Source organism: Diaphorobacter sp. (genome assembly GCF_050251835.1).
GTDB lineage: Bacteria > Pseudomonadota > Gammaproteobacteria > Burkholderiales > Burkholderiaceae_C > JBFXIE01.
In genome coordinates this window covers 24,939-48,745 of record NZ_JBFWLZ010000022.1, presented here as the reverse complement: position 1 = coordinate 48,745, position 23,807 = coordinate 24,939, and the positions used below count along the sequence as shown (strand labels likewise).

At 58.1% G+C, this 23,807-nt stretch carries 33 protein-coding genes and 1 tRNA gene; 24 read left to right on the top strand and 10 right to left on the bottom strand.

Annotation, left to right across the window (positions count from 1 at the left end; genetic code table 11):
* A partial coding sequence (locus AB7E35_RS09385) for an FGGY family carbohydrate kinase (protein WP_428167462.1) occupies positions 1-809 on the bottom strand: 809 nt, incomplete at its 3' end.
* Between the two features lie 54 nt (positions 810-863).
* Here AB7E35_RS09385 and AB7E35_RS09380 point away from each other — a divergent pair.
* The 20 genes from AB7E35_RS09380 (at position 864) to AB7E35_RS09285 (ending at position 12,665) form a co-directional block, all read left to right on the top strand.
* On the top strand, positions 864-2,462 hold the full coding sequence (locus AB7E35_RS09380) for an FAD-dependent oxidoreductase (protein ID WP_428167461.1): 1,599 nt from the start codon (positions 864-866) through the stop codon (positions 2,460-2,462).
* Between the two features lie 215 nt (positions 2,463-2,677).
* A complete protein-coding gene (gene rplN, locus AB7E35_RS09375) occupies positions 2,678-3,046 on the top strand; it encodes a 50S ribosomal protein L14 (RefSeq protein ID WP_047350286.1) in 369 nt (122 codons plus the stop codon).
* 10 nt (positions 3,047-3,056) lie between these two features.
* Positions 3,057-3,377, top strand: coding sequence for a 50S ribosomal protein L24 (gene rplX, locus AB7E35_RS09370; protein WP_428163017.1), 321 nt, complete (start codon positions 3,057-3,059; stop codon positions 3,375-3,377).
* Positions 3,378-3,386: 9 nt separating this feature from the next.
* The gene (rplE, locus tag AB7E35_RS09365; protein ID WP_428163018.1) at positions 3,387-3,926 is read left to right on the top strand and encodes a 50S ribosomal protein L5; all 540 of its coding nucleotides are present in this window, start codon (positions 3,387-3,389) and stop codon (positions 3,924-3,926) included.
* 9 nt (positions 3,927-3,935) lie between these two features.
* On the top strand, positions 3,936-4,241 hold the full coding sequence (gene rpsN, locus AB7E35_RS09360) for a 30S ribosomal protein S14 (RefSeq protein ID WP_011803856.1): 306 nt from the start codon (positions 3,936-3,938) through the stop codon (positions 4,239-4,241).
* Positions 4,242-4,261: 20 nt separating this feature from the next.
* Positions 4,262-4,657, top strand: a complete 396-nt coding sequence (rpsH, locus tag AB7E35_RS09355) for a 30S ribosomal protein S8 (protein WP_428163019.1) — start codon at positions 4,262-4,264, stop codon at positions 4,655-4,657.
* 24 nt (positions 4,658-4,681) lie between these two features.
* A complete protein-coding gene (gene rplF / locus AB7E35_RS09350; RefSeq protein ID WP_428163020.1) occupies positions 4,682-5,215 on the top strand; it encodes a 50S ribosomal protein L6 in 534 nt (177 codons plus the stop codon).
* A gap of 11 nt (positions 5,216-5,226) precedes the next feature.
* On the top strand, positions 5,227-5,592 hold the full coding sequence (gene rplR / locus AB7E35_RS09345) for a 50S ribosomal protein L18 (RefSeq protein ID WP_428163021.1): 366 nt from the start codon (positions 5,227-5,229) through the stop codon (positions 5,590-5,592).
* 15 nt (positions 5,593-5,607) lie between these two features.
* Entirely contained in the window at positions 5,608-6,129 is a 522-nt protein-coding gene (gene rpsE / locus AB7E35_RS09340; protein WP_428163022.1) for a 30S ribosomal protein S5, read from the top strand.
* A 14-nt stretch (positions 6,130-6,143) separates the two neighbouring features.
* Positions 6,144-6,326, top strand: coding sequence for a 50S ribosomal protein L30 (gene rpmD, locus AB7E35_RS09335; RefSeq protein WP_013520738.1), 183 nt, complete (start codon positions 6,144-6,146; stop codon positions 6,324-6,326).
* Between the two features lie 10 nt (positions 6,327-6,336).
* Positions 6,337-6,768 (top strand): 50S ribosomal protein L15, encoded by a 432-nt coding sequence (rplO, locus tag AB7E35_RS09330; protein ID WP_428163023.1) that lies wholly within the window; start codon positions 6,337-6,339, stop codon positions 6,766-6,768.
* A 23-nt stretch (positions 6,769-6,791) separates the two neighbouring features.
* Positions 6,792-8,111, top strand: coding sequence for a preprotein translocase subunit SecY (gene secY, locus AB7E35_RS09325; RefSeq protein WP_428163024.1), 1,320 nt, complete (start codon positions 6,792-6,794; stop codon positions 8,109-8,111).
* Positions 8,112-8,257: 146 nt separating this feature from the next.
* Positions 8,258-8,371: a 50S ribosomal protein L36 gene (rpmJ, locus tag AB7E35_RS09320; protein ID WP_003050535.1), complete on the top strand. Its 114-nt coding sequence runs from the start codon at positions 8,258-8,260 to the stop codon at positions 8,369-8,371.
* A 22-nt stretch (positions 8,372-8,393) separates the two neighbouring features.
* Positions 8,394-8,759 (top strand): 30S ribosomal protein S13, encoded by a 366-nt coding sequence (gene rpsM, locus AB7E35_RS09315; RefSeq protein ID WP_020227961.1) that lies wholly within the window; start codon positions 8,394-8,396, stop codon positions 8,757-8,759.
* A gap of 15 nt (positions 8,760-8,774) precedes the next feature.
* Positions 8,775-9,179 carry a 30S ribosomal protein S11 gene (gene rpsK / locus AB7E35_RS09310; protein WP_011793799.1) on the top strand — a complete coding sequence of 135 codons (405 nt, stop codon included), beginning with the start codon at positions 8,775-8,777 and terminating at the stop codon, positions 9,177-9,179.
* Between the two features lie 90 nt (positions 9,180-9,269).
* On the top strand, positions 9,270-9,893 hold the full coding sequence (rpsD, locus tag AB7E35_RS09305) for a 30S ribosomal protein S4 (protein WP_428163042.1): 624 nt from the start codon (positions 9,270-9,272) through the stop codon (positions 9,891-9,893).
* A gap of 110 nt (positions 9,894-10,003) precedes the next feature.
* Positions 10,004-10,999, top strand: a complete 996-nt coding sequence (locus AB7E35_RS09300; protein ID WP_428163025.1) for a DNA-directed RNA polymerase subunit alpha — start codon at positions 10,004-10,006, stop codon at positions 10,997-10,999.
* Between the two features lie 91 nt (positions 11,000-11,090).
* Entirely contained in the window at positions 11,091-11,480 is a 390-nt protein-coding gene (gene rplQ, locus AB7E35_RS09295; protein ID WP_428163026.1) for a 50S ribosomal protein L17, read from the top strand.
* A 25-nt stretch (positions 11,481-11,505) separates the two neighbouring features.
* Positions 11,506-11,582 (top strand) — tRNA-Met (locus AB7E35_RS09290).
* A 186-nt stretch (positions 11,583-11,768) separates the two neighbouring features.
* A complete protein-coding gene (locus AB7E35_RS09285; protein WP_428167460.1) occupies positions 11,769-12,665 on the top strand; it encodes a hypothetical protein in 897 nt (298 codons plus the stop codon).
* Between the two features lie 64 nt (positions 12,666-12,729).
* Here the strand turns inward: AB7E35_RS09285 and AB7E35_RS09280 are convergent, their stop codons facing one another.
* Both AB7E35_RS09280 and AB7E35_RS09275 read right to left on the bottom strand, forming a co-directional pair.
* Positions 12,730-13,869, bottom strand: coding sequence for an HNH endonuclease family protein (locus AB7E35_RS09280; protein ID WP_428167459.1), 1,140 nt, complete (start codon positions 13,867-13,869; stop codon positions 12,730-12,732).
* Position 13,870: 1 nt separating this feature from the next.
* On the bottom strand, positions 13,871-14,821 hold the full coding sequence (locus tag AB7E35_RS09275) for an adenine-specific methyltransferase EcoRI family protein (protein ID WP_428167458.1): 951 nt from the start codon (positions 14,819-14,821) through the stop codon (positions 13,871-13,873).
* Between the two features lie 125 nt (positions 14,822-14,946).
* Here AB7E35_RS09275 and AB7E35_RS09270 point away from each other — a divergent pair, with 125 nt between their 5' ends.
* From AB7E35_RS09270 to AB7E35_RS09260, 3 genes are all read left to right on the top strand, one after another.
* A complete protein-coding gene (locus tag AB7E35_RS09270; protein ID WP_428167457.1) occupies positions 14,947-15,165 on the top strand; it encodes a hypothetical protein in 219 nt (72 codons plus the stop codon).
* Positions 15,166-15,305: 140 nt separating this feature from the next.
* The gene (locus AB7E35_RS09265; RefSeq protein WP_428167456.1) at positions 15,306-17,030 is read left to right on the top strand and encodes a hypothetical protein; all 1,725 of its coding nucleotides are present in this window, start codon (positions 15,306-15,308) and stop codon (positions 17,028-17,030) included.
* A 17-nt stretch (positions 17,031-17,047) separates the two neighbouring features.
* Positions 17,048-17,272, top strand: a complete 225-nt coding sequence (locus tag AB7E35_RS09260; RefSeq protein ID WP_428167455.1) for a hypothetical protein — start codon at positions 17,048-17,050, stop codon at positions 17,270-17,272.
* 110 nt (positions 17,273-17,382) lie between these two features.
* On the opposite strand, the gene AB7E35_RS09255 is transcribed toward AB7E35_RS09260, so the two are convergent.
* From AB7E35_RS09255 to AB7E35_RS09225, 7 genes are all read right to left on the bottom strand, one after another.
* Complete coding sequence (locus AB7E35_RS09255; RefSeq protein ID WP_428163027.1) at positions 17,383-18,567, bottom strand: DSD1 family PLP-dependent enzyme; 1,185 nt, start codon at positions 18,565-18,567, stop codon at positions 17,383-17,385.
* Positions 18,551-19,192: a histidine phosphatase family protein gene (locus tag AB7E35_RS09250; protein WP_428163028.1), complete on the bottom strand. Its 642-nt coding sequence runs from the start codon at positions 19,190-19,192 to the stop codon at positions 18,551-18,553. The genes AB7E35_RS09255 and AB7E35_RS09250 overlap by 17 nt, the downstream gene beginning before the upstream one ends.
* Before the next feature lie 20 nt (positions 19,193-19,212).
* On the bottom strand, positions 19,213-19,686 hold the full coding sequence (locus tag AB7E35_RS09245; protein WP_428163029.1) for a DUF2501 domain-containing protein: 474 nt from the start codon (positions 19,684-19,686) through the stop codon (positions 19,213-19,215).
* Between the two features lie 78 nt (positions 19,687-19,764).
* The gene (locus AB7E35_RS09240; protein ID WP_428167454.1) at positions 19,765-20,379 is read right to left on the bottom strand and encodes a DUF4136 domain-containing protein; all 615 of its coding nucleotides are present in this window, start codon (positions 20,377-20,379) and stop codon (positions 19,765-19,767) included.
* 76 nt (positions 20,380-20,455) lie between these two features.
* Positions 20,456-21,412, bottom strand: a complete 957-nt coding sequence (gene ttcA / locus AB7E35_RS09235) for a tRNA 2-thiocytidine(32) synthetase TtcA (RefSeq protein WP_428167453.1) — start codon at positions 21,410-21,412, stop codon at positions 20,456-20,458.
* 4 nt (positions 21,413-21,416) lie between these two features.
* Positions 21,417-21,788 (bottom strand): dihydroneopterin aldolase, encoded by a 372-nt coding sequence (locus tag AB7E35_RS09230; protein ID WP_428163032.1) that lies wholly within the window; start codon positions 21,786-21,788, stop codon positions 21,417-21,419.
* Positions 21,789-21,812: 24 nt separating this feature from the next.
* Positions 21,813-22,598 carry an SDR family oxidoreductase gene (locus AB7E35_RS09225; protein WP_428167452.1) on the bottom strand — a complete coding sequence of 262 codons (786 nt, stop codon included), beginning with the start codon at positions 22,596-22,598 and terminating at the stop codon, positions 21,813-21,815.
* 9 nt (positions 22,599-22,607) lie between these two features.
* Between AB7E35_RS09225 and AB7E35_RS09220 the strand changes: the two genes are divergently transcribed.
* The gene (locus tag AB7E35_RS09220) at positions 22,608-23,717 is read left to right on the top strand and encodes a class I SAM-dependent methyltransferase (RefSeq protein WP_428167463.1); all 1,110 of its coding nucleotides are present in this window, start codon (positions 22,608-22,610) and stop codon (positions 23,715-23,717) included.
* Positions 23,718-23,807: the final 90 nt, after the last annotated feature.

Genomic DNA, 23,807 nt, shown 5'->3' with positions numbered 1-23,807 from the left:
ATCAGCATGAAGCAGCCGGTGCCGTAGGTGTTCTTGGCCATGCCAGCGGTAAAGCAGGCCTGGCCGAAGAGCGCGCTTTGCTGGTCGCCCGCCACGCCGCCGATGGCGATGGCGCCGCCCAGCAGCGGCGCGTCGGTGGCGCCGAAGCCGCTGGCCGATGGCAGCACCTCGGGCATCAGCGCGCGCGGGATGCGCAAAAGCTGCAGCAGATCGTCGTCCCACTGGTTGGTGTGCACGTTGAACAGCATGGTGCGGCTGGCGTTGCTCACGTCGGTGACATGGCGGCGGCCGCCGGTCAGCTGCCAGATGAGCCAGCTGTCCACGGTGCCGAAGGCCAGCTCGCCGGCCTCAGCCGCGTCGCGCGCGCCGGGCACGTTGTCCAGCAGCCACTGCAGCTTGGTGGCCGAGAAGTACGCGTCGATCAGCAGGCCCGTCTTGGCCTGGATGGCGGCCGCGTGGCCCTGGCTTCGCAGCTGCGCGCAGGCGGGCTCGGCGCGCCGGTCCTGCCAGACGATGGCGTGGTGCACGGGCTGGCCGGTGCGGCGGTTCCACAGCACGGTGGTTTCGCGCTGGTTGGTGATGCCCAGGGCGCGCACGTCCCGCGCGGTGATGCCGGCCTGGCGCAGCGCGTCCTGCGCGGTGGCGAGCTGCGTGCGCCAGATTTCGCGCGGGTCGTGCTCCACCCAGCCGGGGCGGGGGTAGAGCTGCGCCAGCTCGCGCTGCGCCTGGGCCACGATGCGGCCGCGTTCGTCGAACACGATGCTGCGCGAGCTGGAGGTGCCTTGGTCGAGGGCGAGCAGGTAAGTCATGGCGGGCAAGCATAGGCCAAGTGGCTGGCGGTGTAGGCGTGGACAATACCCGCCATGACTGCCGATATCCCCACCCCTCTTGTCACTTCGCGTGCGCAGTTGCTGCAGCAGCTGGCGCGCCCGGTCGTTCATGACCTTGCGGTCATCGGCGGCGGTGCCACCGGCCTGGGCGTGGCGCTGGATGCGGCGGCGCGCGGGTTTTCGGTAGTGCTGCTGGAGTCGCACGACTTTGCCAAGGGCACATCATCGCGCGCCACCAAACTGGTGCACGGCGGCGTGCGCTACCTGGCGCAGGGCAACATCGCGCTGGTGCGCGAGGCGCTGCACGAACGCACCACGCTGCTGCGCAACGCGCCGCACCTGGCGCAGCCGCTCGCGTTCGTCATGCCTTCCTACAAGGTGTGGGAGACGCCGTTCTACGGCACGGGCCTGAAGATGTACGACGCCCTGGCGGGCCAGGCCGGGCTGGGGCATACGGAATTTCTGGGACGCATGGAAACCCTGCGCTGCCTGCCCACGGCGGTGGCAGAGGGCCTTAAAGGCGGCGTCAAATACTGGGACGGCCAGTTTGACGATGCCCGGCTGGCGCTGGCGCTGGCACGCACGGCGGCCCGCCTGGGCGCGCTGGTCATCAACTATTGCCCCGTGAGCGGCCTGCTCTATGACGCAGGCAAGGTGGCGGGTGTGGTGTGCGCTGATGCCGAGACCGGCACGCCCTATGAGGTGCGCGCGCGCTGCGTGGTCAACGCCACGGGTGTCTGGGTGGACGAGCTGCGCCAGCGCGACGGGCAGGACTGCGGCCAGCCGGTGCGGCCCATGGTGGCGCCCAGCCAGGGCGTGCATATCGTGGTGGATCGGGATTTTTTGCCCTCCGACCATGCGCTGATGGTGCCCAAGACAGCCGACGGGCGCGTGTTGTTCGCCGTGCCATGGCTGGGCAAGCTGATTTTGGGCACCACAGACAGCCCCCGCCAGGATCTGGCACGCGAGCCCGTGGCCCTGCGCGAAGAAGTGAGCTTTATCCTGGGCGAGTCGGCGCGCTATCTGCGCCGCGCGCCCCGGGCGGCTGACGTGCGCAGCATCTGGGTGGGCTTGCGCCCGCTGGTCAAACCCCAGGACGACGACAGCGCCAGCACCAAGAGCATCAGCCGCGAGCACACGGTGCTGACCAGCGGCAGCGGACTGGTCACGGTGACTGGCGGCAAATGGACCACCTACCGTGCCATGGCCGAGGATGTGCTGCGCCAATGCATGCATGATCGCCTGCTGCCGCACAAGCCCGCCGGCGTGACGGTGTCGCTGGCGCTGGTGGGTGCAGGCCGAATCCGGAACAACGGGGGGCTGAATGCGCCGCAGGGCCTGCACTCTTACGGAACCGAGGCACCCGTGGTCGCCAGCCTGCCGGGGGCGGACGCGGCGCTGGCGCCGGGTCTGTCCGAGGCCATGGTGCGCTTTGCCGCGCGCCACGAATATGCGCGCACGGTGGAGGATGTGCTGGCGCGCCGCGCCCGCGTGCTGTTCCTCGATGCACGCCTGGCTGCTTCGCTGGCTCCTCGCGTGGCGCAATTGCTTGCCGAGGAGCTGCCAGGCCACGACCCGCAACTGGAGCAGTTTCTGCAATTGGCCAACCAGTACGCCACCGTGCCCACGTGAGCAATGTGCTGACGTGTGCACAAACCTGTTGACGCGCGCAAATATTTTTGAGACACTTGCGGGCTTCGCGTTAATGGCGCGAAGTTTCTGCCCAGCGGGAAGCGCCGCAAATGGTTTGCGGTGTGGACGACGGGCCCAAGACTGACTGGCAGGTCGGCCACCTTGAGAAGTTTTTTTGAGGTATTCAACTGCTGGTGCAAGTTGGGAATATTGAAATGATCCAAACTGAATCTCGGTTAGACGTTGCCGACAATACCGGCGCGAAGTCCGTCCTGTGCATCAAGGTGCTGGGTGGCTCCAAGCGCCGTTATGCAAGTGTTGGCGACATCATCAAGGTGAGCGTGAAAGAAGCTGCACCCCGTGGTCGCGTCAAGAAAGGCGAGATCTACAGTGCCGTGGTTGTTCGTACGGCCAAGGGCATTCGCCGTGGCGATGGCTCGCTCGTCAAATTCGATGGCAATGCAGCAGTGTTGCTCAATGCCAAGCTGGAGCCGATCGGCACCCGCATCTTCGGCCCCGTGACGCGTGAATTGCGCACGGAGCGCTTCATGAAGATCGTGTCCCTGGCTCCTGAAGTTCTCTGAAGGACGCTCCATGAACAAGATCCGCAAGGGCGACGAAGTCATCGTGCTCACCGGGCGCGACAAGGGCAAGCGCGGCACAGTTGCGCTGCGCAAGGATGACTCTCATCTGGTCATCGAAGGCATCAACCTGGTCAAGAAGCATGTCAAGCCGAACCCCATGAAGGGTACGACGGGCGGCATTGTGGAAAAAGCCATGCCCATCCACCAATCCAACGTGGCCATCTTCAATGCCGCTACCGGCAAGGCTGATCGCGTGGGTATCAAGGTGCAGGCCGACGGTACGCGCGTTCGCGTGTTCAAGTCCAGCGGCGCCGAAATCAAGGCTGCCTAAGGAGTCCACATGGCACGACTGCAACAAATCTATCGCGACAAGATCGCTCCCGAACTGGTCAAGCAGTTCGGTTACACCTCGCCGATGCAGGTTCCGCGTCTGACCAAGATCACGCTCAACATGGGTGTGAGCGAGGCCGTGGCGGACAAGAAGGTCATGGACAATGCCGTGGCTGACCTGACCAAGATCGCCGGCCAAAAGCCTGTCGTCACCAAGGCCAAGAAGGCCATCGCCGGTTTCAAGATCCGTGAAGGCCAGGCCATCGGCTGCATGGTGACGCTGCGCGGCGCGCACATGTATGAGTTTCTGGATCGCTTCGTGACGATCGCACTGCCCCGCGTGCGTGACTTCCGTGGTATTTCCGGGCGTGCTTTTGACGGCCGTGGCAACTACAACATCGGCGTCAAAGAGCAGATCATTTTCCCTGAGATCGAGTACGACAAGGTGGATGCCTTGCGCGGCCTCAACATCAGCATCACCACGACGGCCAAGTCCGACGAAGAAGCCAAGGCGCTTCTCACGGCCTTCCGTTTCCCGTTCAAGAACTAAAGGCAGCGTATGGCTAAAGTAGCTTTGATCCAGCGCGAACTCAAGCGCGAAAAACTGGCCGCCAAGTACGCCGCCAAGTACGCGGAACTGAAGGCCATCGCAGGCGACGCCAAGCGTAGCGATGAAGAGCGTGAAGCCGCCCGTCTGGGATTGCAGAAATTGCCCCGCAATGCCAACCCCACGCGCCAGCGCAACCGTTGCGAGATCACCGGTCGTCCGCGTGGCACCTTCCGTCAATTCGGTCTGGGCCGCGCCAAGATCCGTGAACTGGCATTTGCCGGTGACATCCCCGGTGTCACCAAGGCCAGCTGGTAAGCAGGCAGGAGAGATACAACATGAGCATGAGTGATCCCATCGCTGACTTGCTGACCCGCATCCGAAACGCGCAAATGGTGTCTAAGGCCACCGTGGCAGTGCCTTCCTCCAAAGTGAAGGTTGCCATTGCACAAGTGTTGAAGGACGAGGGTTACATCGACGGCTTCGAAGTGAAGTCTGAAGATGGCAAGTCTGAACTCGTCATCACCCTGAAGTACTACGCCGGTCGTCCGGTTATCGAGCGCATCGAGCGTGTCAGCCGTCCTGGCCTGCGCGTGTACAAGGGTCGTGATTCCATTCCGCAAGTCATGAACGGCCTGGGCGTGGCAATTGTCACGACGCCCAAGGGTGTGATGACTGATCGCAAGGCGCGTGCTACCGGTGTCGGTGGTGAAGTGCTTTGCTATGTGGCTTAACGTGGCATTGAGGAGAAGACTGAAATGTCCCGTGTAGGTAAATCCCCGGTAAGCATCCCCGCAGGCGTGGATGTGTCCATCAAGGACGACCAGATCAGTGTCAAGGGTGCTGGCGGCGCGTTGTCGCTCGCGCAGAACCCGCTGGTGAAGGTGTCCAGCAACGAAGGCAAGCTGAGCTTCGAGCCGGTCAATGAATCGCGTGAAGCCAATGCCATGAGTGGCACGGTGCGCCAGTTGGTCAACAACATGGTGGTCGGTGTCAGCAAGGGCTTTGAAAAGAAGCTCACGCTCATCGGCGTGGGTTTCAAGGCGGCAGCCTCCGGCAACAAGCTGAACCTGGCCATCGGTTTTTCGCACCCCGTGAATTTTGAAATGCCCGCTGGCATCTCTGTGGCGACGCCCACTCCCACGGAAATCGTGATCAAGGGTGCTGACCGCCAGGTGGTGGGTCAGCTGGCTGCAGAGATTCGTGCCGTTCGTCCTCCCGAGCCTTACAAAGGCAAGGGCATCCGTTACTCGGATGAAAAAGTCACGATCAAAGAGACCAAGAAGAAGTAAGGAGCTGCAACATGTTGACCAAAAAAGAGCAGCGTCTTCGTCGGGCCCGTCAGACCCGTATCCGTATTGCCCAGCAAGGCATTGCGCGTCTGACGGTCAATCGTACGAATCTCCATATCTACGCCAGTGTGATCTCGGGCGATGGCAGCAAGGTGCTGGCCAGCGCTTCCACGGTCGAAGCCGACGTGCGCAAGTCGCTCGGTGGCTCCGGCAAGGGCGGCAACGCCGCTGCGGCCCAGATCATCGGCAAGCGTATCGCTGAGAAGGCGAAGGCTGCCGGTATCGAAAAGGTTGCATTTGATCGCGCAGGTTTTGCGTATCACGGCCGCGTGAAGGCCTTGGCTGACGCGGCCCGCGAAGCTGGCCTGCAGTTCTAAGCGGAGCGGATAAAAATGGCTAAATTTCAACCCAAAGTGCAAGACGAAGGTCGTGACGACGGTCTGCGCGAAAAAATGATCGCGGTCAACCGCGTGACCAAAGTCGTGAAGGGTGGCCGCATCTTGGGCTTCGCTGCACTGACGGTGGTTGGCGACGGTGATGGCCGAGTTGGCATGGGCAAGGGCAAGTCCAAGGAAGTGCCCGCAGCTGTGCAAAAAGCGATGGAAGAGGCGCGTCGCAACATGGTGAAGGTTTCGCTCAAGAGCGGCACCATTCACCACAATGTGACGGGGCACCATGGCGCTGCCGTGGTGATGATGGCACCGGCTCCCAAGGGTACCGGCATCATCGCTGGCGGTCCGATGCGTGCCGTGTTCGAGGTGATGGGCATTACCGATATCGTGGCCAAGAGCCATGGCTCGTCCAACCCCTACAACATGGTTCGCGCAACGTTTGACGCCCTGACCAATTCCACTACGCCAGCCGAAGTGGCAGCCAAGCGCGGCAAGTCGGTCGAAGACCTCTTTGCTGCCTGACAGAGAGGCGATCAATGACAACACAACAAACCATCAAGATTCAGCTGGTGCGCAGTCCTATTGGCACCAAGGAATCGCATCGCGCCACGGTTCGTGGTCTGGGACTTCGCAAGCTCAACAGCGTCAGCGAACTCAAGGACACGCCCGAGGTGCGCGGCATGATTAACAAGATCAGCTATCTGGTCAAAGTCCTCTGAGAGGTTGATGATGGAACTCAATAGCATCAAGCCCGCAGACGGCGCCAAGCACGCCAAGCGCCGCGTTGGTCGTGGCATTGGTTCTGGTCTGGGCAAGACAGCAGGCCGCGGGCACAAGGGGCAGAAGTCGCGCTCCGGCGGTTATCACAAGGTAGGTTTCGAAGGCGGTCAGATGCCTTTGCAGCGCCGTCTTCCCAAGCGCGGCTTCAAGTCGCATTTGCTGAAGTTCAATGCAGAGATCTCTCTTTCTGCGCTGGACAACCTTGGTCTGGCCGAGGTGGATGTGCTGACGCTGAAGAGCGCCGGGCTGATCAGCGAATTGGCGAAGGTGGTCAAGGTGATCAAGAGTGGCGAGATTTCCAAGGCAGTCAAGCTGTCGGGCATCTCCGCAACTGCTGGCGCTAAGGCTGCCATCGAGGCCGCCGGCGGTAGCCTGGCTTGATCTGGATCTGACGAAAGGTAACTGTGGCTACTAACGCAGCTCAACTGGCAAAAACTGGAAAGTTCGGCGATCTTCGCCGGCGTCTTGTCTTCTTGCTGCTCGCGTTGGTTGTATACCGCGTGGGGGCGCACATTCCCGTTCCGGGAATCGATCCTGCGCAGTTGCAGCAGCTGTTCAGTGGTCAGCAGGGTGGCATCCTGAATCTTTTCAACATGTTTTCGGGCGGGGCGCTTTCGCGCTTCACGGTCTTCGCTCTGGGGATCATGCCGTACATATCGGCATCGATCATCATGCAGTTGATGACCTACGTGGTTCCCACGTTCGAGCAGTTGAAAAAGGAAGGTGAAACCGGTCGCCGCAAGATCGCGCAATACACACGTTACGGAACGCTTGGCCTGGCCATATTCCAGTCGCTGGGCATCGCAGTGGCGCTGGAAAGCTCGGCGGGTCTGGTGCTGGAGCCTGGCTTTGGCTTCCGCATGACTGCGGTGTTCAGCTTGACGGCGGGCACCATGTTCCTGATGTGGCTGGGTGAGCAGATTACCGAGCGCGGGCTGGGCAACGGCATATCGATCCTGATCTTCGCAGGCATTGCCGCGGGGTTGCCGAGTTCGATTGGCGGGTTGCTGGAACTCGTGCGCACGGGTGCGATGAGCATTCTTGCAGCGATTTTCATCGTGATCGTCGTGGGGCTTGTCACCTACTTTGTGGTTTTTGTCGAGCGTGGTCAGCGCAAGATTCTTGTGAATTACGCACGCCGCCAGGTTGGCAACAAGGTGTATGGCGGGCAATCGTCCCATCTGCCGTTGAAGCTGAATATGGCTGGTGTAATTCCACCGATCTTTGCGTCGTCCATCATCTTGCTGCCTGCAACCATCGTGAACTGGTTCAGCGCCGGAGAGTCCATGCGCTGGCTGCGCGATATTTCGGCCGCGCTGACACCCGGACAGCCTGTGTACGTGATGTTCTATGCAGCCGCCATCGTGTTTTTCTGCTTCTTCTACACCGCGCTGGTTTTCAACAGCCGGGAGACGGCAGACAACCTGAAGAAGAGTGGGGCGTTCATCCCTGGTATCCGCCCTGGTGAGCACACGGCGCGCTACATCGACAAGATTCTGGTGCGCCTGACATTGGCTGGTGCCGTTTACATCACGTTTGTCTGTTTGCTGCCAGAGTTCCTGATCCTGAAGTACAACGTGCCGTTCTATTTTGGTGGCACTTCGTTGTTGATCATTGTGGTGGTCACGATGGACTTCATGGCCCAGGTGCAGAACTACATGATGTCGCAGCAGTATGAATCGCTGCTCAAGAAGGCCAACTTCAAGGCGACACCAGGTACCTGACTCCGATGACTCTCTGGTGAATGCGCTATAGTTGCGGGTTCGCCAGAGAAGCAACGGCTTTTTTGATGCCCTTCGATCCATCGCGGGCACGTTTATTGTGTTCCGTGCAGTGGGCCGGAACGATTGGACAAGTTTAGGAGAATGCAATGAGAGTTTCGGCTTCGGTGAAGAAAATTTGCCGCAACTGCAAAATCATCCGCCGCAAGGGCGTTGTGCGCGTGATCTGCACAGATCAGCGCCACAAGCAGCGCCAAGGTTGATTGGGAAATTTAGAGGACGCATATGGCTCGTATCGCTGGTATTAACATCCCGCCCCATCAGCATGCCGAGATCGGCCTGACGGCTATCTATGGTATTGGGCGCACCCGTGCTCGCAAGATTTGCGAAGCGTGCGGAATCGCGTATTCCAAGAAGGTCAAGGAACTGACCGACGCTGATCTGGAGAAGATTCGCGACCAAATCGCTCAGTTCACCATTGAAGGTGATCTGCGCCGTGAAACAACGATGAATATCAAGCGTTTGATGGACATCGGTTGCTATCGTGGTTTCCGCCATCGTCGCGGTCTGCCGATGCGTGGTCAGCGCACACGCACGAATGCACGTACCCGCAAGGGCCCGCGCAAAGGTGCAGCTGCACTGAAAAAGTAAGATTGAAAGATCAATATGGCTAAGTCTCCCGCCAATAACGCGGCGCAACGCGTGCGCAAGAAGGTTCGCAAGAACGTGTCCGATGGTATCGCCCACGTGCATGCATCCTTCAACAATACAATCATCACCATCACCGATCGCCAAGGTAACGCGCTGTCCTGGGCATCTTCGGGGGGTCAAGGCTTCAAGGGTTCGCGCAAGTCGACACCGTTTGCTGCTCAGGTGGCTTCTGAAGTGGCGGGTCGCGCCGCCATTGAACAGGGCATCAAGAACCTGGACGTCGAGATCAAGGGCCCCGGTCCGGGCCGCGAGTCCTCGGTGCGCGCCCTTGGTGCTCTGGGCATTCGCATTACATCCATCTCGGATGTGACGCCTGTGCCCCACAACGGCTGCCGCCCTCAGAAGCGTCGCCGCATCTAAATCTTTTCATAAGCCCACCGCCACCGATCGCCTTGTGCGATGGTGGCTCCCGCATTTCAATGCGGAAGAAGACAATTCAAGGAAATACAAGTGGCACGTTATCTCGGCCCCAAGGCCAAACTCTCCCGCCGCGAAGGCACGGATCTGTTCCTCAAGAGCGCACGTCGCTCGATTGCTGACAAAGCCAAGTTTGACTCCAAGCCTGGTCAGCATGGGCGCACCTCTGGCGCCCGCACGTCTGACTACGGTCTGCAACTGCGTGAAAAGCAGAAGGTCAAGCGCATGTACGGCGTGCTGGAAAAGCAGTTCCGTCGTTACTTCGAGGCAGCTGAGCGCCGCAAGGGCAACACTGGCGCCAACCTGCTGTCGCTGCTCGAATCCCGCCTGGACAATGTTGTCTATCGCATGGGTTTCGGCTCTACGCGTGCAGAAGCGCGCCAGCTGGTGTCCCACAAGGCCATCACCGTCAATGGTCAATGCGTCAACATCGCTTCGTACCTGGTGAAAGCTGGTGACGTTGTCGCCGTGCGTGAAAAGTCCAAGAAACAGGCGCGCATTGTCGAGGCTCTGCAATTGGCCCAGCAGGTGGGCATGCCCGCCTGGGTCGAGGTGAGTGCTGACAAGGTCGAAGGCGTTTTCAAGCAAGTGCCAGATCGTGACCAGTTTGGTGCAGACATCAACGAATCTCTGATCGTTGAGTTGTATTCGCGTTAATCCATAGTCGTCACCCTAGCTAATTCGTTCCTGAACCGCGGGTATCGCGGTTTAGGTGCTTCATCAGCCTTACCGGTGTAACGAGCTGGGGGCATTGAGAGGAAGTCTGCATGCAAACCAATTTGCTGAAACCCAAGGCAATCAATGTCGAACAGCTTGGTTACAACCGAGCTAAAGTCGAACTGGAGCCGTTCGAGCGTGGCTATGGCCACACGCTTGGCAACGCCATTCGGCGTGTCTTGCTCTCGTCCATGGTGGGTTACGCAGCAACCGAGGTGACCATTGCCGGTGTGTTGCACGAGTATTCGTCGATCGACGGAATCCAGGAAGATGTTGTCAACATCCTGCTGAATCTGAAGGGGGTTGTGTTCAAGCTTCACAACCGTGACGAGGTCACATTGAGCTTGCGCAAGGACGGTGAGGGTGTCGTTACGGCGCGTGATATTCAAACGCCCCACGATGTCGAGATTGTCAACCCTGACCACGTGATTGCGCACCTGTCTGCCGGTGGCAAGCTGGATATGCAGATCAAGGTGGAGAAAGGTCGCGGTTACGTGCCAGGCAACATGCGGCGCTTCGCTGACGAGGCTACAAAGTCCATTGGTCGTATCGTGCTAGATGCGTCTTTTTCTCCGGTCAAGCGCGTCAGCTACACCGTTGAAAGCGCTCGCGTAGAGCAGCGCACCGACCTGGACAAGCTGGTGTTGGAGATTGAAACCAACGGCGCCATCTCTGCTGAAGAGGCGGTGCGTGAGTCCACCAAGATCCTGATCGAGCAGCTGGCAGTGTTTGCACAGATTGATGCCGGTGGGATCCTGGAACCTCAGGCTGGCCGGCCTGGGCAGGCCAGTGGTGCCACCTTTGATCCGATCTTGCTGCGGCCGGTGGATGAGCTTGAGCTCACGGTGCGCTCTGCGAACTGCCTCAAGGCAGAGAACATCTATTACATCGGTGATCTGATCCAGCGCACCGAGAACGAACTGCTCAAGACCCCCAACCTGGGTCGCAAGTCGCTCAACGAGATCAAGGAAGTTTTGGCTTCACGCGGTCTCACGCTGGGTATGAAGCTTGAGAACTGGCCGCCGGCCGGGCTCGATAAGCGTTAAGTTTCAAGTTTCGGCTCTTCTCATGAGAGTCAGTGCCTCGGGCAGTACCTGATACGGCTGCCCGATTTAATTATTCAAAAAGGAAAGCACCATGCGCCACGGACACGGCCTTCGCAAACTCAATCGCACCAGCTCGCACCGCCTTGCGATGCTGCAAAACATGATGAACTCGCTCATCGAGCACGAGGCCATCAAGACCACTCTGCCCAAAGCCAAAGAGCTGCGCCGCGTGATCGAGCCCATGATCACCCTGGCCAAGGAAGACTCGGTGGCTAACCGTCGCCTGGCCTTCAATCGCCTGCGTGATCGCGACAGCGTTACCAAGCTGTTCAATGAACTGGGTCCGCGCTTCAAGACCCGTCCTGGTGGCTACACACGCATCCTGAAAATGGGTTTCCGTGTAGGCGACAATGCGCCGATGGCTTTCGTTGAATTGGTGGATCGTCCCGCTGAATCTCAAGCTGCTGACACAGAAGCTTAAAAATACTGTATAATTCTTCTCTTACCGCGCGATGGAGCAGTCTGGTAGCTCGTTGGGCTCATAACCCAAAGGTCGGAGGTTCAAATCCTTCTCGCGCAACCAAATATCAGGCGCAATGCTTGGAAAAAAAGCCCACGTTTGTGCAAGCCCCTCTCTTCCCGTGTTGCTTTTCGCCTCACCAGAAGTTAGGTCTTAGCCCAGGATAGGCACCCCGCAAACACCCTCTTCGGAGGGTGTTTCTCTTTGTAAAGCATCGGCTAAGATGACCCTACTAACCGGGAGCTTTACATGAAGATTGGGGTCTTGTCCGTCGCAGTTGCCGCCATGGCCCTGCTGACTGCCTGCGGTGAAAAGAACACGGATGCACCGTCACCAGTAGCCCAAACAACCGCTGCGCCGACACCTCCAACGCCTTCCCCCGAAGAGAAGGAAAAAGAGACGCTGGCCGGATGCACGGCCCGCACCATCAGCATTGAACCCCCAAGCATCGAAGCCTTGGAAGGTCTTCAAGGCCAGATGCGATGCATCGAAAACTTCCTGGACAACTACAAGAACACGGCCCACTGGCAAAAGGCGTACGCCGACCGGGCCAAGGCCATGGAAGATTCCATGGTGGTCATCAATGCACTGAACAGCCCTCCCACGGGCAACGGTGATGGCGACATGACCAACGCTCAACGGATGTTGATGGACCGTGAGAAGTTCAAAAAGCTCAAATCGGAGAACTATTACTTCGTGAAAAGAGCTATCGAGGAAATCACCATTTCAATTCACCATGCTCTATTCCGAGAGCTTCGGGAAGGTGGAATGCAAATGGGCAATCCTCAGCAAAAGATTGAAGAATCAAATCGCATGGCCAAACAAACCGGGGTTTGGGGGTCAAACGTTGATGAAGTTCGGGAAGGTGGGCAATTTGTCATAACAAGTTGGGTGGCAAATAAAACCCCTATGTTCATCATTGAAGGTTATGGTGCCACTTCTGTCATCATCAAGATTGAGGATAGATACTTTGATGACAATGGGGCATTCTCTGAGAAGTGCAGAGTCTATTTGGGCGTGACTCGAAAAAAACTCTCCTATGACTGCCCTCAATATTTGTCGGGAACCATGGGCCGGGAAGTCCTTGATGCCATGAAAGAGCTTATCAAGGAAGATATGGCATTGAAGGCAAGTCGGGCCAATTGATGATGAGTTGATGACAAAAAAACGACCCGAAGGGAGCCAGCAGGCTCCCTTTTTTCTTTGGCATTCAATGATTAGACTTGGTGCCATTGCACGGCCTGCAAAGCATTTGGCAATTGGATGCAATGGTTTTACCACCCTTGGACCAAGGAACAATGTGGTCCGCCGCCATGGCATCGAAATCAAATAGTTTGGTGCATTTAGGACAAGTTGCTGTACGGGTGCCTGCAACAATTTGCCGTTCGAAAGCTTCGGTTTTGTCTTTGTCGGTAAATGCACGAAGACTCAATGCACTTACTTTATCACCCTTGCTCAACACATATTCATAGATACCACTTTTTTTGGTGACCTCTTCATCAGCTATTAGCACCTTGATTTCTTTTTCTAAGTCTTTACTGTTATATGTATTTAAGTGATAGGTATCGTATAGACACCCCCAATCCAACCCCTGCATTTCTTTTCGATAAACGGTAAATGTACGCTCAATCCAGTCAATAATTTTTACAAAATATTGCTGCAATTCATCAGCATCTTTGTCGTGCTGGTGCTTGCCCATGTATTCTTCTATTTTTCCCTTGTTTATCCATTTCAAGACTGTTTCAAGGTATTCCTGACGAATAGCGGAGCCTTTGAGATACTTACCACCCTTCTGATACGCAACACAATTATCTTTGCTGAAATAATCTTTGGCATCGGATAGCCAAGGCCCAGTGTAAACTGCATTGCGCAACTCTTGGTCGGTCAATCGTTCCCCCGCGATGTTGATGGTACGAAACCAAGCTAATTTTTCAGAGGGTGCTCCCTCGCAGAAATAAATCATCAGGTCGTAATCCAAGATGGCATCTTGTTTGTCTTGGGGTAAATTGTGGAAATACACTTCATCGACCGAGAAATTTCCGGATATATATTCGCAGATGCTTATGGTGCGCTGCTGGCCATCCAAAACTTCATAGGTTTCGTCAATCTTATTGCCACCATCGGGTTGTGATGTATTTTTATTGACGACCCAATACATTACATTTAAAGGAAAACCATTACGCACTGTTTGAATGACCGCAATTTTCTGCGGGTCTTTATAAACGAATTCGCGCTGATATGCTGGGCGAATATCCAGTAAACCACCGTATCCCCTGACGCCCTGGTTTTTTAAGTCTTTGTATTGATTTGTAAGGTCTCGGATTTTTATTTGTTTGAGTTGAATTTTCATGTCACACTTTCTTTTTGATAATTATTCTTGCGTATGGTGCGCGAAGAGTGCCGTTGTCGGATAAGACCATACCTACAAATTTTTTATGTTGGTCATCCAGATATCTCTCTTGCCCTTGAACAAATGCATCGTCGATAACTCGCTTATCATTGGCGAGGCCTACGATTAAAAACTGCTGTGGATTGTACTTTTCCAAAAATGTGATTGGCACCCCCATTTCATCGTCATAATCCATGGGAATTTCAGCTACTTTACCCACTTCAATAGCGTTATAGTTATCGTACTTGGGGTATTCCGAGGTGCCATATTTTTTCCATAGACGTATTTTTTGCAGGCGATTGGCATGCATTAAATTGGTGTACCAACAGATGTTGCCGAACTTCTTCTCTTCACCCTGTGGGGTAGAGAATACCTTTGGTTTTGAAATACCGAGCCAAACATCATTGTTCATGATGAGGCGAAATATCTCTTTGTAGGTGATAGCATTCTGAGAGCCAATCACCAAGAATGATTTCTTCATCTTGGCAAGCAATCCAATGTATTCTCGGAAGAGAGAAAATGGAGGATTGGTGCACACAATGTCCGCCTGATGAAGCAAAGCAATACACTCTTCACTACGAAAATCTCCATCACCTTTTAATGTTGTTCGAGTGATTTGAGTATTTCCATCCTCACCCAGGATGCATTCTTCCATGTAAGCCGGGTCGGAACTGATGTCTTTGCTGTAATGGGTAGTGATGACCTTTTTTAGGCCCAGGTGTTTGAAATTAAGCGTGAAATATTTGTAGAAGCTTGACCAGTTAGGGTCATCGCAATTGCAATAGACTATTTTGCCTTTGACGTGCGTCTTGTAATGACGCAACTCATTTTCTACGTCACTCAGCTTGGTATAAAACTCATCGTTCTTTACTTTCTTGGCTGCATGTAAATTTGTATTTCGATTGACTCCCATATTTGTTTTCTTTTCATTTGGTTTAATACCAAATTGCCAGAAAACTTTTTGATGTCAATTAAATACGGGATATTTATTGAAATGTTCTTAATAAATGCTATACCTTGTATAGAAAGAACATTTATATGTCAGAGAAACAAAAATCGAAAAACGTAAAGCTTGATGAAGAGTTATCACATCAATTGGAAGTCTTGTGCAAACTGCTTCACACCAATTTTTCCAGCAAAACCAAGGAACTCTTGGTGGAGTGGAAAATCAATGAACTCGATAGACTTAAAGACAAAGCGCCTGAGTTGTACGAGGCTTACCAAGAGGGGATCAAGAACCCCGTTTCCAATACTTAATGCCTCTTCGTTTCACTCGGATTTGGTATGAAAAATGGGTGCGCTATTCAGCGGCACCCATAAAAACAGTTTCTAAGAAGCTATTGCATTCACTCAAACTTCGGTATTAACATTGGTGCTTTCAATGACACGGTAACCGCATGGCAAAAGCAAGTAAGGCATGGATTCCAAATACCTATAATGGTATTCAATACAATACATGCAAGAACCCACGGTGTGAGAGCTATGGCCTGAGCCCAGAGCAACACCCACAAGCCTATCGAATTACCTATGGGGGCAAGGCGTTGCCTTTGCTCCAATGTGTCAAATGTGGTGAGGTTCCACCCATTAAGAGCAATCAAGGGATTGATGAAGAGGTAAAGCGCCTTATTGCCCATTGCATGGGTGAAAAGCCGCTTTCTTGCTTGAATGAGGAATGCTCCAATCATGGGGTGCCAGTTGGCACCAAAAAGGCATACCGTTCATTTGGCAAGACCGCCAGCGGTACACAAAGGTATCGTTGCAATGGATGCGGTAAAACGGTATCCAAGCCCAAGGCTTCAAGTCGTCAGCGTGAGACTTACCACAACATCGACATATTCAAGATGCTCGTCAACAAAGTGCCTTTGAGCCGTATTGTTGATATGTTGGGTATTTCTTGGTCCCTGCTGTACCATCGAATCGACTACATTCATTCCCAATGTATGGCGTTTGCTGGGAATCGTGAAAGCAAACTTGCCACCATGGACATTGAGCGGCTCAATATTTCCATTGACCGCCAAGAACACGTTATCAACTGGTCCGAGCGCAAAGACAAGAGAAATATTGTGCTCAGTGCAATCACCAGCGTAGACAATACAAGCCATTACGTCTTTGGAGTGCATCCAAATTTCGATGGCTCTGTGGATAGAGATTCCATCGAAGCATTGGCGCAAAAGAATGGTGATGCCGATTTGGCCGCTCCATTGCGTGGCACCACACGCTATTGGACACAAGCGGACTACACCAATGCAGTCAATAATAAGGCGTTCAAATTGTTGGGCTCTGGTGACCTAATGTCCAGAGTCAAGACCAAATACGCAAAATTAGAACGCCGTGAAGACGTTGAAAATTTTGACGAGAAGACCAATGATGAGCAATTGCCAGACTATGGCATGCAAATTCATGCGGAATACACCATGATTGCCCACTTCTATTATTTGAAGGCATTGATGCCGATGGCAAAGAAGTGGCGTTTCTTTCTTGACCAAGAATCGGGAATTCGGGCCGCTTGCTTGGCCGTATTCAAGGATGAAGTCAAAGCACATAAGGCCGAAGCCTTTTATGTGTCCATCAATAAGAGAATGACCATTGATGAAAAGCGCCAAGCCACCGGGGCGGCAAAAGCGCTTCTGAAAGAACGTAAAGCAGACTTCCCCGGTAAAACCGATGCTGAAATCAAATTGGAGTTGTTGAAAGAAGCAATTGCCAATGTGAGTCACATTGGAAAATGGCAAGACAAATGGGTAAAGCATCCTTTGCCTGATATGTCGGAGCCTGAGAAGGCAATGTGCTGGATTACGGAACACAATACCTTTGATGAAGACCATGTGGCATGGCTCCACAACAAAGCCACCCTTCACGGGGTGGATAGCTTCTTTGAGAAGGTGCGCAGGCGCATTTCCCTGTTTGAACGGGCTATGCGTTCATCGGCCAATGATGGCCGTAGCTGGAATGGGTACAGCGCCTACAACCCGGCCATGGTGGGGAAGCTGTTGGACATCTTCCGGGTGGTCCACAACTACATCGACGTTCGGAAGAAGGATGGCGTGACCACTACGGCGGCGATGCGCCTTGGACTAGCTAACGCCCCACTGTCCTACAAGGATGTTCTGTATTTTGAATAAGAGTTCATGCCGGGGGCATGGACTCCACGAATGAGGGCCACGCGCCCATGAAAAAAGGGAGCCTGCTGGCTCCCTTTGCTTTGCCCTTCACGGCCTACTTTTTTGTAGGCTGGTTCAAGTCCTACTCATCGAGGGAAGCTTTGAAAAAAGCAACACGGGAAGAGAGGGGCTTGACGTTTGTGGGCTTTTTTGTTTTTAAAACTCGCCCGGATGCGATGTGCACCACCATTGGCGGACGCTAGCCCATCAAGCCGACGCCTATAAGGTTTCCCACCCTCACCCCCAATCCAATGGCTTGAGCCTGGCTTTGACGGGATGCGCGCGCCAGTGAAGCCTGTGCGCTGCCCGATGATCAGGTCAGCGCGCCACGCGCATCCACCCGGATGATGCGTTCCACCACACCGTTGAGCAACCCGCCGCGCACGCCGATCAGATGGTCATGCAGGTTGACGGTGGGGTCGCAGTGGCCCGGTACCAGCCAGAGCATGCGGCCCAGGGCAGGCAGGCGGGACTGGGGTCCGGCGTGGTACAGGATGCCGTGTTCGTCGCCGCCGTTGGCGTAGCGCAGCGCGAGTTCAGGCGGCAGGCCCCAGACCAGCGGCATACCAGAGTCGATGGCGTGGCTTTTGTGGCCGGCGTCGCACACGGCGTGGCTGCCCTCGCGCACCGAGATGACCTGAGTCTTGACGAACAGCGCATGCTCGAATTGAGGCTGCGCGCTCTCGCGTTCGTTGCGTGAGTAGTCCGCATCCATGAACAAAAAAGAGCCAGGCTGCAGTTCGCCATATACGCCGCTCGCGGCTTCGTGCACCAATGTGCCGGTGCCCGATCCTGTGACCAGCGGCACAGGCAGGCCCGCAGATTCGATCAGCGCACGCGTGTCGGCAACTGCCTGCACTGCGCGGGCGATGGCCTGGCGCCGATCAACCGCAGTGCGCAGGTGCTGGGCACCGCCGTGGTAGGCCTGCAGGCCCGCAAACTGCAGGCGTGGCTGCGTTGCCACGGTTTGCGCCAGTGCCAGCGCGGCAGGGCCCGGCGCCACTCCGCAGCGGCCCTGCCCGACGTCGATTTCCACAAATACGTTGATGCCGGCGTCGCTGCCCGCCACGCGCATGGCCTCGGCCAGTCGGGCAACGCCTTCGTCGCTGTCCACTGCGACGGCCAGCCGCCCGCCGCGTGCGGCCAGCTGTGCAGCCAGGCGCGCGGCGCGCAGCAGCTTGGTGGCACCCAGTACTTGGTTGCTGATGTACAGATTGACCACGCCTCCCGCGGCCAGCGCTTCGGCCTCGGACACCTTTTGCACGCAGTGTCCGCGTGCGCCGGCTCGTTCCAGACGCAGGGCAATCTCTGAGCTCTTGTGCAGCTTGGCGTGGGGGCGCCAGCGCACCTGGTGCTTGTGCGCAAACTCGGCCATGCGCTGGATGTTGCGCTCCATCGCGTCCAGGTCAATGACCAGTGCGGGGGTGTCGATCAAGTCCACCCGCTGACCAAGGGTGGCGCGCAGGTGTTCGGGCAAAAGATCAGGAATCGATTTCATCGCGGCTGGCGTTCTCCAGGTGTTGTGTATCGGCCCAACCTACAAGCGCAAGGCCGTTTCCCTCGCTCCATAGCAGGCGGTTGATGGCGGCGTTGGTCAACTGCCAGGTGCGTGGCGCCTGCAGATCCAGCCGCGTGGCCAAGCGGTACAGCACGTCCAGGACGCCGCCGTGGGCTACCAGCACGATTTGCTCGCCGAGATGGCGTGCGGCGATGGTGCCCACTGTATGTTCGATGCGATCGCGCAGCATGAGTAGCGACTCGCCGCCTGCGGGCGAAAAGTGGGGGTCGCGCTTGCGCCAGCGCAGGGCGAGATCGGGTTCATCTAGCTCTATTTGCTGAAAAGTGCGTCCCTGCAGGTGGCCAAAGCTGCGCTCGCGCAGGCCGGACGTGGGGGTGAGCGGCGCTCTTGTAGTGCGGGCCACGGCCAGGGCAGTGGCGTAGGCGCGCTGCAGGTCGCTGCTGTAGATAGCGGTGATGGGCTCGCCCGCCAGCGCCTGCCCCACCTGCCTGGCCTGCCACAGCCCGGTGTCGTTGAGCGGAATGTCCAGATGGCCCTGGATGCGTGCGTCCACGTTCCAGGCGGTTTCACCGTGGCGAATGGCAATGATGCGAGTGGCGTGCATGGTGCGCGCAGGGGTGACGGTCAGATCAGGGAGCGGGCGTTGTCCAGCACGAAGTCGCAGGCCTTTTCCTTGAGGTCGCCTTTGAGACGATCCAGGTTGAACTGCTTGCCGCCAGAGCCCGTGACGATGCCCGACAGGCCGCTCAGATAGCCCTCGTCGCGGGGTTCGGGTTGGGCTTTGCCAAGGCCCATCTTGCCCAGCAGTTGCTGCTTGACCTGTGCGGCCTTGTCGGCGTTCAGGTAATTGTTCTTCATGCAGTAGGTAATGACGCCGGCCGCGTTGCTCGGTGTGGCCGATGCCGTGAGACCCATGGCCGACAGGGAGGACAGACCCGCCCCGCTGCCCATCATGCCGCCCAAGGCGGACGAGTTGTTGCTGCCGGTGGCGCCGCGCAGGGCATCACCCAGGCCGCCAGCTTGCACGCTGATGCCGACAGCGCACAGGCAGGCAAACAGACTGACGGGCAGCAGGCGGTGTCGAATGGCGTGGTGCATGGTGAATCCTTTCAGGCGGCCGGTGCGCGCAAGGGTGGTTGGACAGGACGGCAGCAAATGGTAGCTGGCATCGGTGGTTCAGCGTTGCGGTGTGATCTCGGTGCGCACCTTGCGCGGTCCTGCCGGCGGGCGCGGAAAGCCGCTGAGTGCCTGGCTGAACAGGACGCCGTAGATGGCCGGGTCGTCCGTCCACACATCTTCATAGACAGCCGATGTCTCGTACACCACCTGCTGCGTGGCGGCGTCGCGCAGCACCACACTGACCTTGCGGTGGTAAAGGGTGGGCGGGCCGTCCATCATCCAGCCCATGCCCATGTTCCAGCGCCCGCCGTAGCCCAGGCCCCAGCCGAAGCGGCCGTAAAACGGATCGGGCGAGTAATAAGGCCAGTCATGGGGCCGGGTGTAGCCGCCCTCGGCGCCCAGTTGCGCCACGAGACGAGGGTGGGCGTCGTCGCGCCGCAGGCCCACGCGCGTCAGCGCCTGCTCGGCCAGGGCCTCAATGGTGGCGAAGGTGGCCGCCTGCGCCTGTTGCGAGGGTAGTCGCTCGAAGCGGTAGGTGGGTGGGTGGGGCAGGGCGCTGAGGGTGGAGTAGCTGCTGACGTCGCTTTCCACCAGCCGTGGGCCGGCGCAGCCGACCAGCAGCGCGGCCGCGGCGCTCAGGGCAAGGGTGCAGAGTTGGCGCATCAAGACCATGGCGATGTCTCCTGGGGCAGCATGCCCCCTGTGCCTGCAATGGTACGGCGCCCGCAGGTGCCGCGTTCAGCGCGGTTCAGCCGAACTGCACCACCTGCAGGCCCGGCAGCGCGGGCGCAGCGGGGAACTCCTCATGATCGAAGGCCATGTCGCCGTTCGGGTCGGCAATGCCGGTGGCCTTGGCGTTCTTGAAGTCGTGCAGCTTGGGATCCATCAGGTGCGTGGTCACCACATGGCCCATGGCACGCAGCATGCTCTCGATACGGCCAGGAAATTTTTTGTCCCATTCGCGCAGCATCTCGTTGACGGCCACGCGCTGCAGCCCGTCCTGGCTGCCGCACAGGTTGCAGGGAATGATGGGGAACTGCTGGTACTGCGCCCAGCGCGCGGTGTCCTTTTCGGGCACGTAGCACAGCGGTCGGATCACCACATGCTTGCCGTCGTCGCTCACCAGCTTGGGCGGCATGCCCTTCATGCGGCCGCCGTAGAACATATTGAGCATCAGCGTGGCGACGATGTCGTCGCGGTGATGGCCCAGGGCCAGTTTGGTACAGCCAAGCCGGTCGGCCACCGAATACAAAATCGCCCGGCGCAGGCGCGAGCACAGGCTGCAGGTGGTCTTGCCTTCGGGCACCACACGCTTGACGACGCTGTAGGTGTCCTGGTTCTCGATGTGGTACTCCACGCCGATACTCTTGAAGTACTCCGGCAGCACATGCTCGGGAAAGCCGGGCTGCTTCTGGTCCAGGTTCACGGCCACCAGCTCGAACTTGACCGGCGCGCGCCTTTGCAGCTTGCGCAGGATGTCCAGCAGCGTGTAGCTGTCCTTGCCGCCGGACATGCAGACCATGATGCGGTCGCCTTCCTCGATCATGTTGAAGTCGGTGATGGCGCGGCCCACCTCGCGGCACAGGCGCTTTTCCAGCTTGACCTGCTCGCGTTCAATCTTGCGGGTGTCGCCCGCGGGTTCTTCGCCCACCCAGTCGGCGGTGGCGGGCGGGGTGGTGAGGGCGGCTTCTGTGATGGTGTTCATGGGGTTACCACTGTCCTGTCTCGACGCGAATGGCGACTTCGCAGTCATCAAAAATTTCCAGCTTGGCGATCTTCACGCGCACGCCCAGCACGCCGGGCAGCTGCATCAGCCGGTGGGCCAGCTTGCCGATCAGGCTCTCCAGCAGGTTCACATGCTCGGCCGTGCACTCGTCGATGATGATCTGGCGCACCTTGCGGTAGTCCAGCACGTGCTGGATGTCGTCGTCGCGCGGCGCCAGGGGCTGGGTGCCCAGGCTCAGCTCGGCGTCCACCTGGATGGGCTGGGGCGCATTCTTTTCATGCGCGAGGATGCCCAGGTTGGCATCAAAGCGCAAACCGGTGAGCGTGAGGATCTGTGTGCCTGCGGCGTTGTACATGGTGGGGTGGCGCGGTGCGCGCGCCTACATCAACGAGAAGTCGCGCTCGAAGCGCATCAGGTGCTGGCCGCCGTCCACCAGCAGCGTGGTGCCGGTGAGGGACCGGTTGTCCAGCGCGAACTTCACGCTGGCGGCCACGTCCTCGGCCGTGGACGAGCGGCCCAGCGGGCTCAGTGCGTGCATGCGCTCGAAGCGCTCGCCCATCAGCAGATGGCTGGTGAGGGTGAGCCCCGGCGCCACGCCCACCACGCGCACCCGCGGGGCCAGCGCCATGGCCAGCATGGTGCCGGCGGCTTCCAGCGCGGCCTTGGAGAGCGTGTAGCTCAAAAAGTCAGGGTTCTGGTTCCACAGCTTCTGATCCAGCAGGTTCACCACCGCGCCTTGCACGTCGGCTTCGCCCGCAGCGGCACGTTGCTCCAGGTGGGCATGCAGCGCCTGCGCCAGTAGCACGGGGGCGCCCGCATTGCTGCGCAGGTGCTGCTCCAGCAATGCGTAGCTGAAGCTGGCTGCGGTGTCGTGCTCGAACAGCGAGGCGCTGTTGACCACCGCATCCACCGCGCCGAAGTGCGCCACCGCGCGCGGCAATAGTGCGCGCACGGCAGCTTCATCGGCAAAATCAGCATCAAAATGTGAGCTAGCGCCCGACAGTTCTGCGCAAGCAGCTACAGTTTCAAGAGCATCTTGCTGCGACGCGCGGTAATGCACTGCCACCTGCCAGCCGCCAGCCGCCAGCGCCAGCGCAATGCTGCGGCCCAGGCGCCGGGCGGCGCCAGTCACCAGCACGGTGCGGGGGCGGGGGGATGAAGCCATTGGGGGACAATCGCGCGTGTGAAAAAAGAACCCGCAAGTTTAACGACCGCCCTGCAGACCCACATTGCCAAGGCCATTGCCGATGCCGGAGGCTGGTTGGGTTTTGACCAGTTCATGGCGCTGGCGCTGTACACGCCGGGCCTGGGCTACTACGCGGGCGACCTGCCAAAGTTCGGCGCCATGCCCTCCAGCGGCAGCGACTTTGTCACTGCGCCCGAGCTGTCGCCCGTCTTCGGCCGCGTGCTGGCACGCCAGGTGGGCGAGGCGCTGGACGCCACCGCCACCGACGAGCTCTGGGAGTTTGGTGCCGGCAGCGGCGCGCTGGCCGCGCAGCTGCTGGGCGCGTTGGGCGACCGCGTGCGGCGCTACACCATCGTGGACCTGTCGGGCAGCCTGCGCGCGCGCCAGCAGGCCACGCTGGCGGCCTGGAGCGACCGCGTGCACTGGGCCGACCGCCTGCCCGACCAGATGCACGGCGTGGTGGTGGGCAACGAGGTGCTGGACGCCATGCCCGTGCAGCTGCTGCAGCGCCGCGCGGGCCTGTGGCACGAGCGCGGCGTGGCCCTGGACGAGTCGGGCCGCGGCTTTGCGTGGCAAGACCGCCCCACGCCGCTGCGCCCGCCGGTGGAGATCGACGGCCCGCACGACTACCTGACGGAGATCCACCCCCAGGGCGAGGCCTTCATGCGCACGCTGGCCCGGCACCTGGTGCGCGGCGCGGCCTTTCTGATCGACTACGGCTTTGGCGAGGACGAGTACTACCACCCCCAGCGCCACATGGGCACGCTGGTGTGCCACCGCGGGCACCAGGTGGACTCCGACCCGCTGGCGGACGTGGGCCTCAAGGACATCACCGCGCACGTCAACTTCACCGCCATGGCCCTGGCGGCGCAGGATGCGGGCCTGCAAGTGCTGGGCTACACCACGCAGGCGCACTTTCTCATCAACTGCGGTCTGCTATCAGAACTGGAGCAGCTGCCGCAGGCGCAGCGAGCGCAAGCGGCTAAATTGATGATGGAGCACGAGATGGGCGAGCTGTTCAAGGTGCTTGCCGTGGGCGCAGGCGAGCCCTGGCAGCCCATGGGCTTTGCGCAGGGCGACCGCACGCATCGGTTGTGATTTGATGTAGATGTTTTGGTTTTAAGCAATCAAAAAAACAGTATTTTTAGAAATAACAGGCGACACCTACAGTGACTGCACGTCCTCACC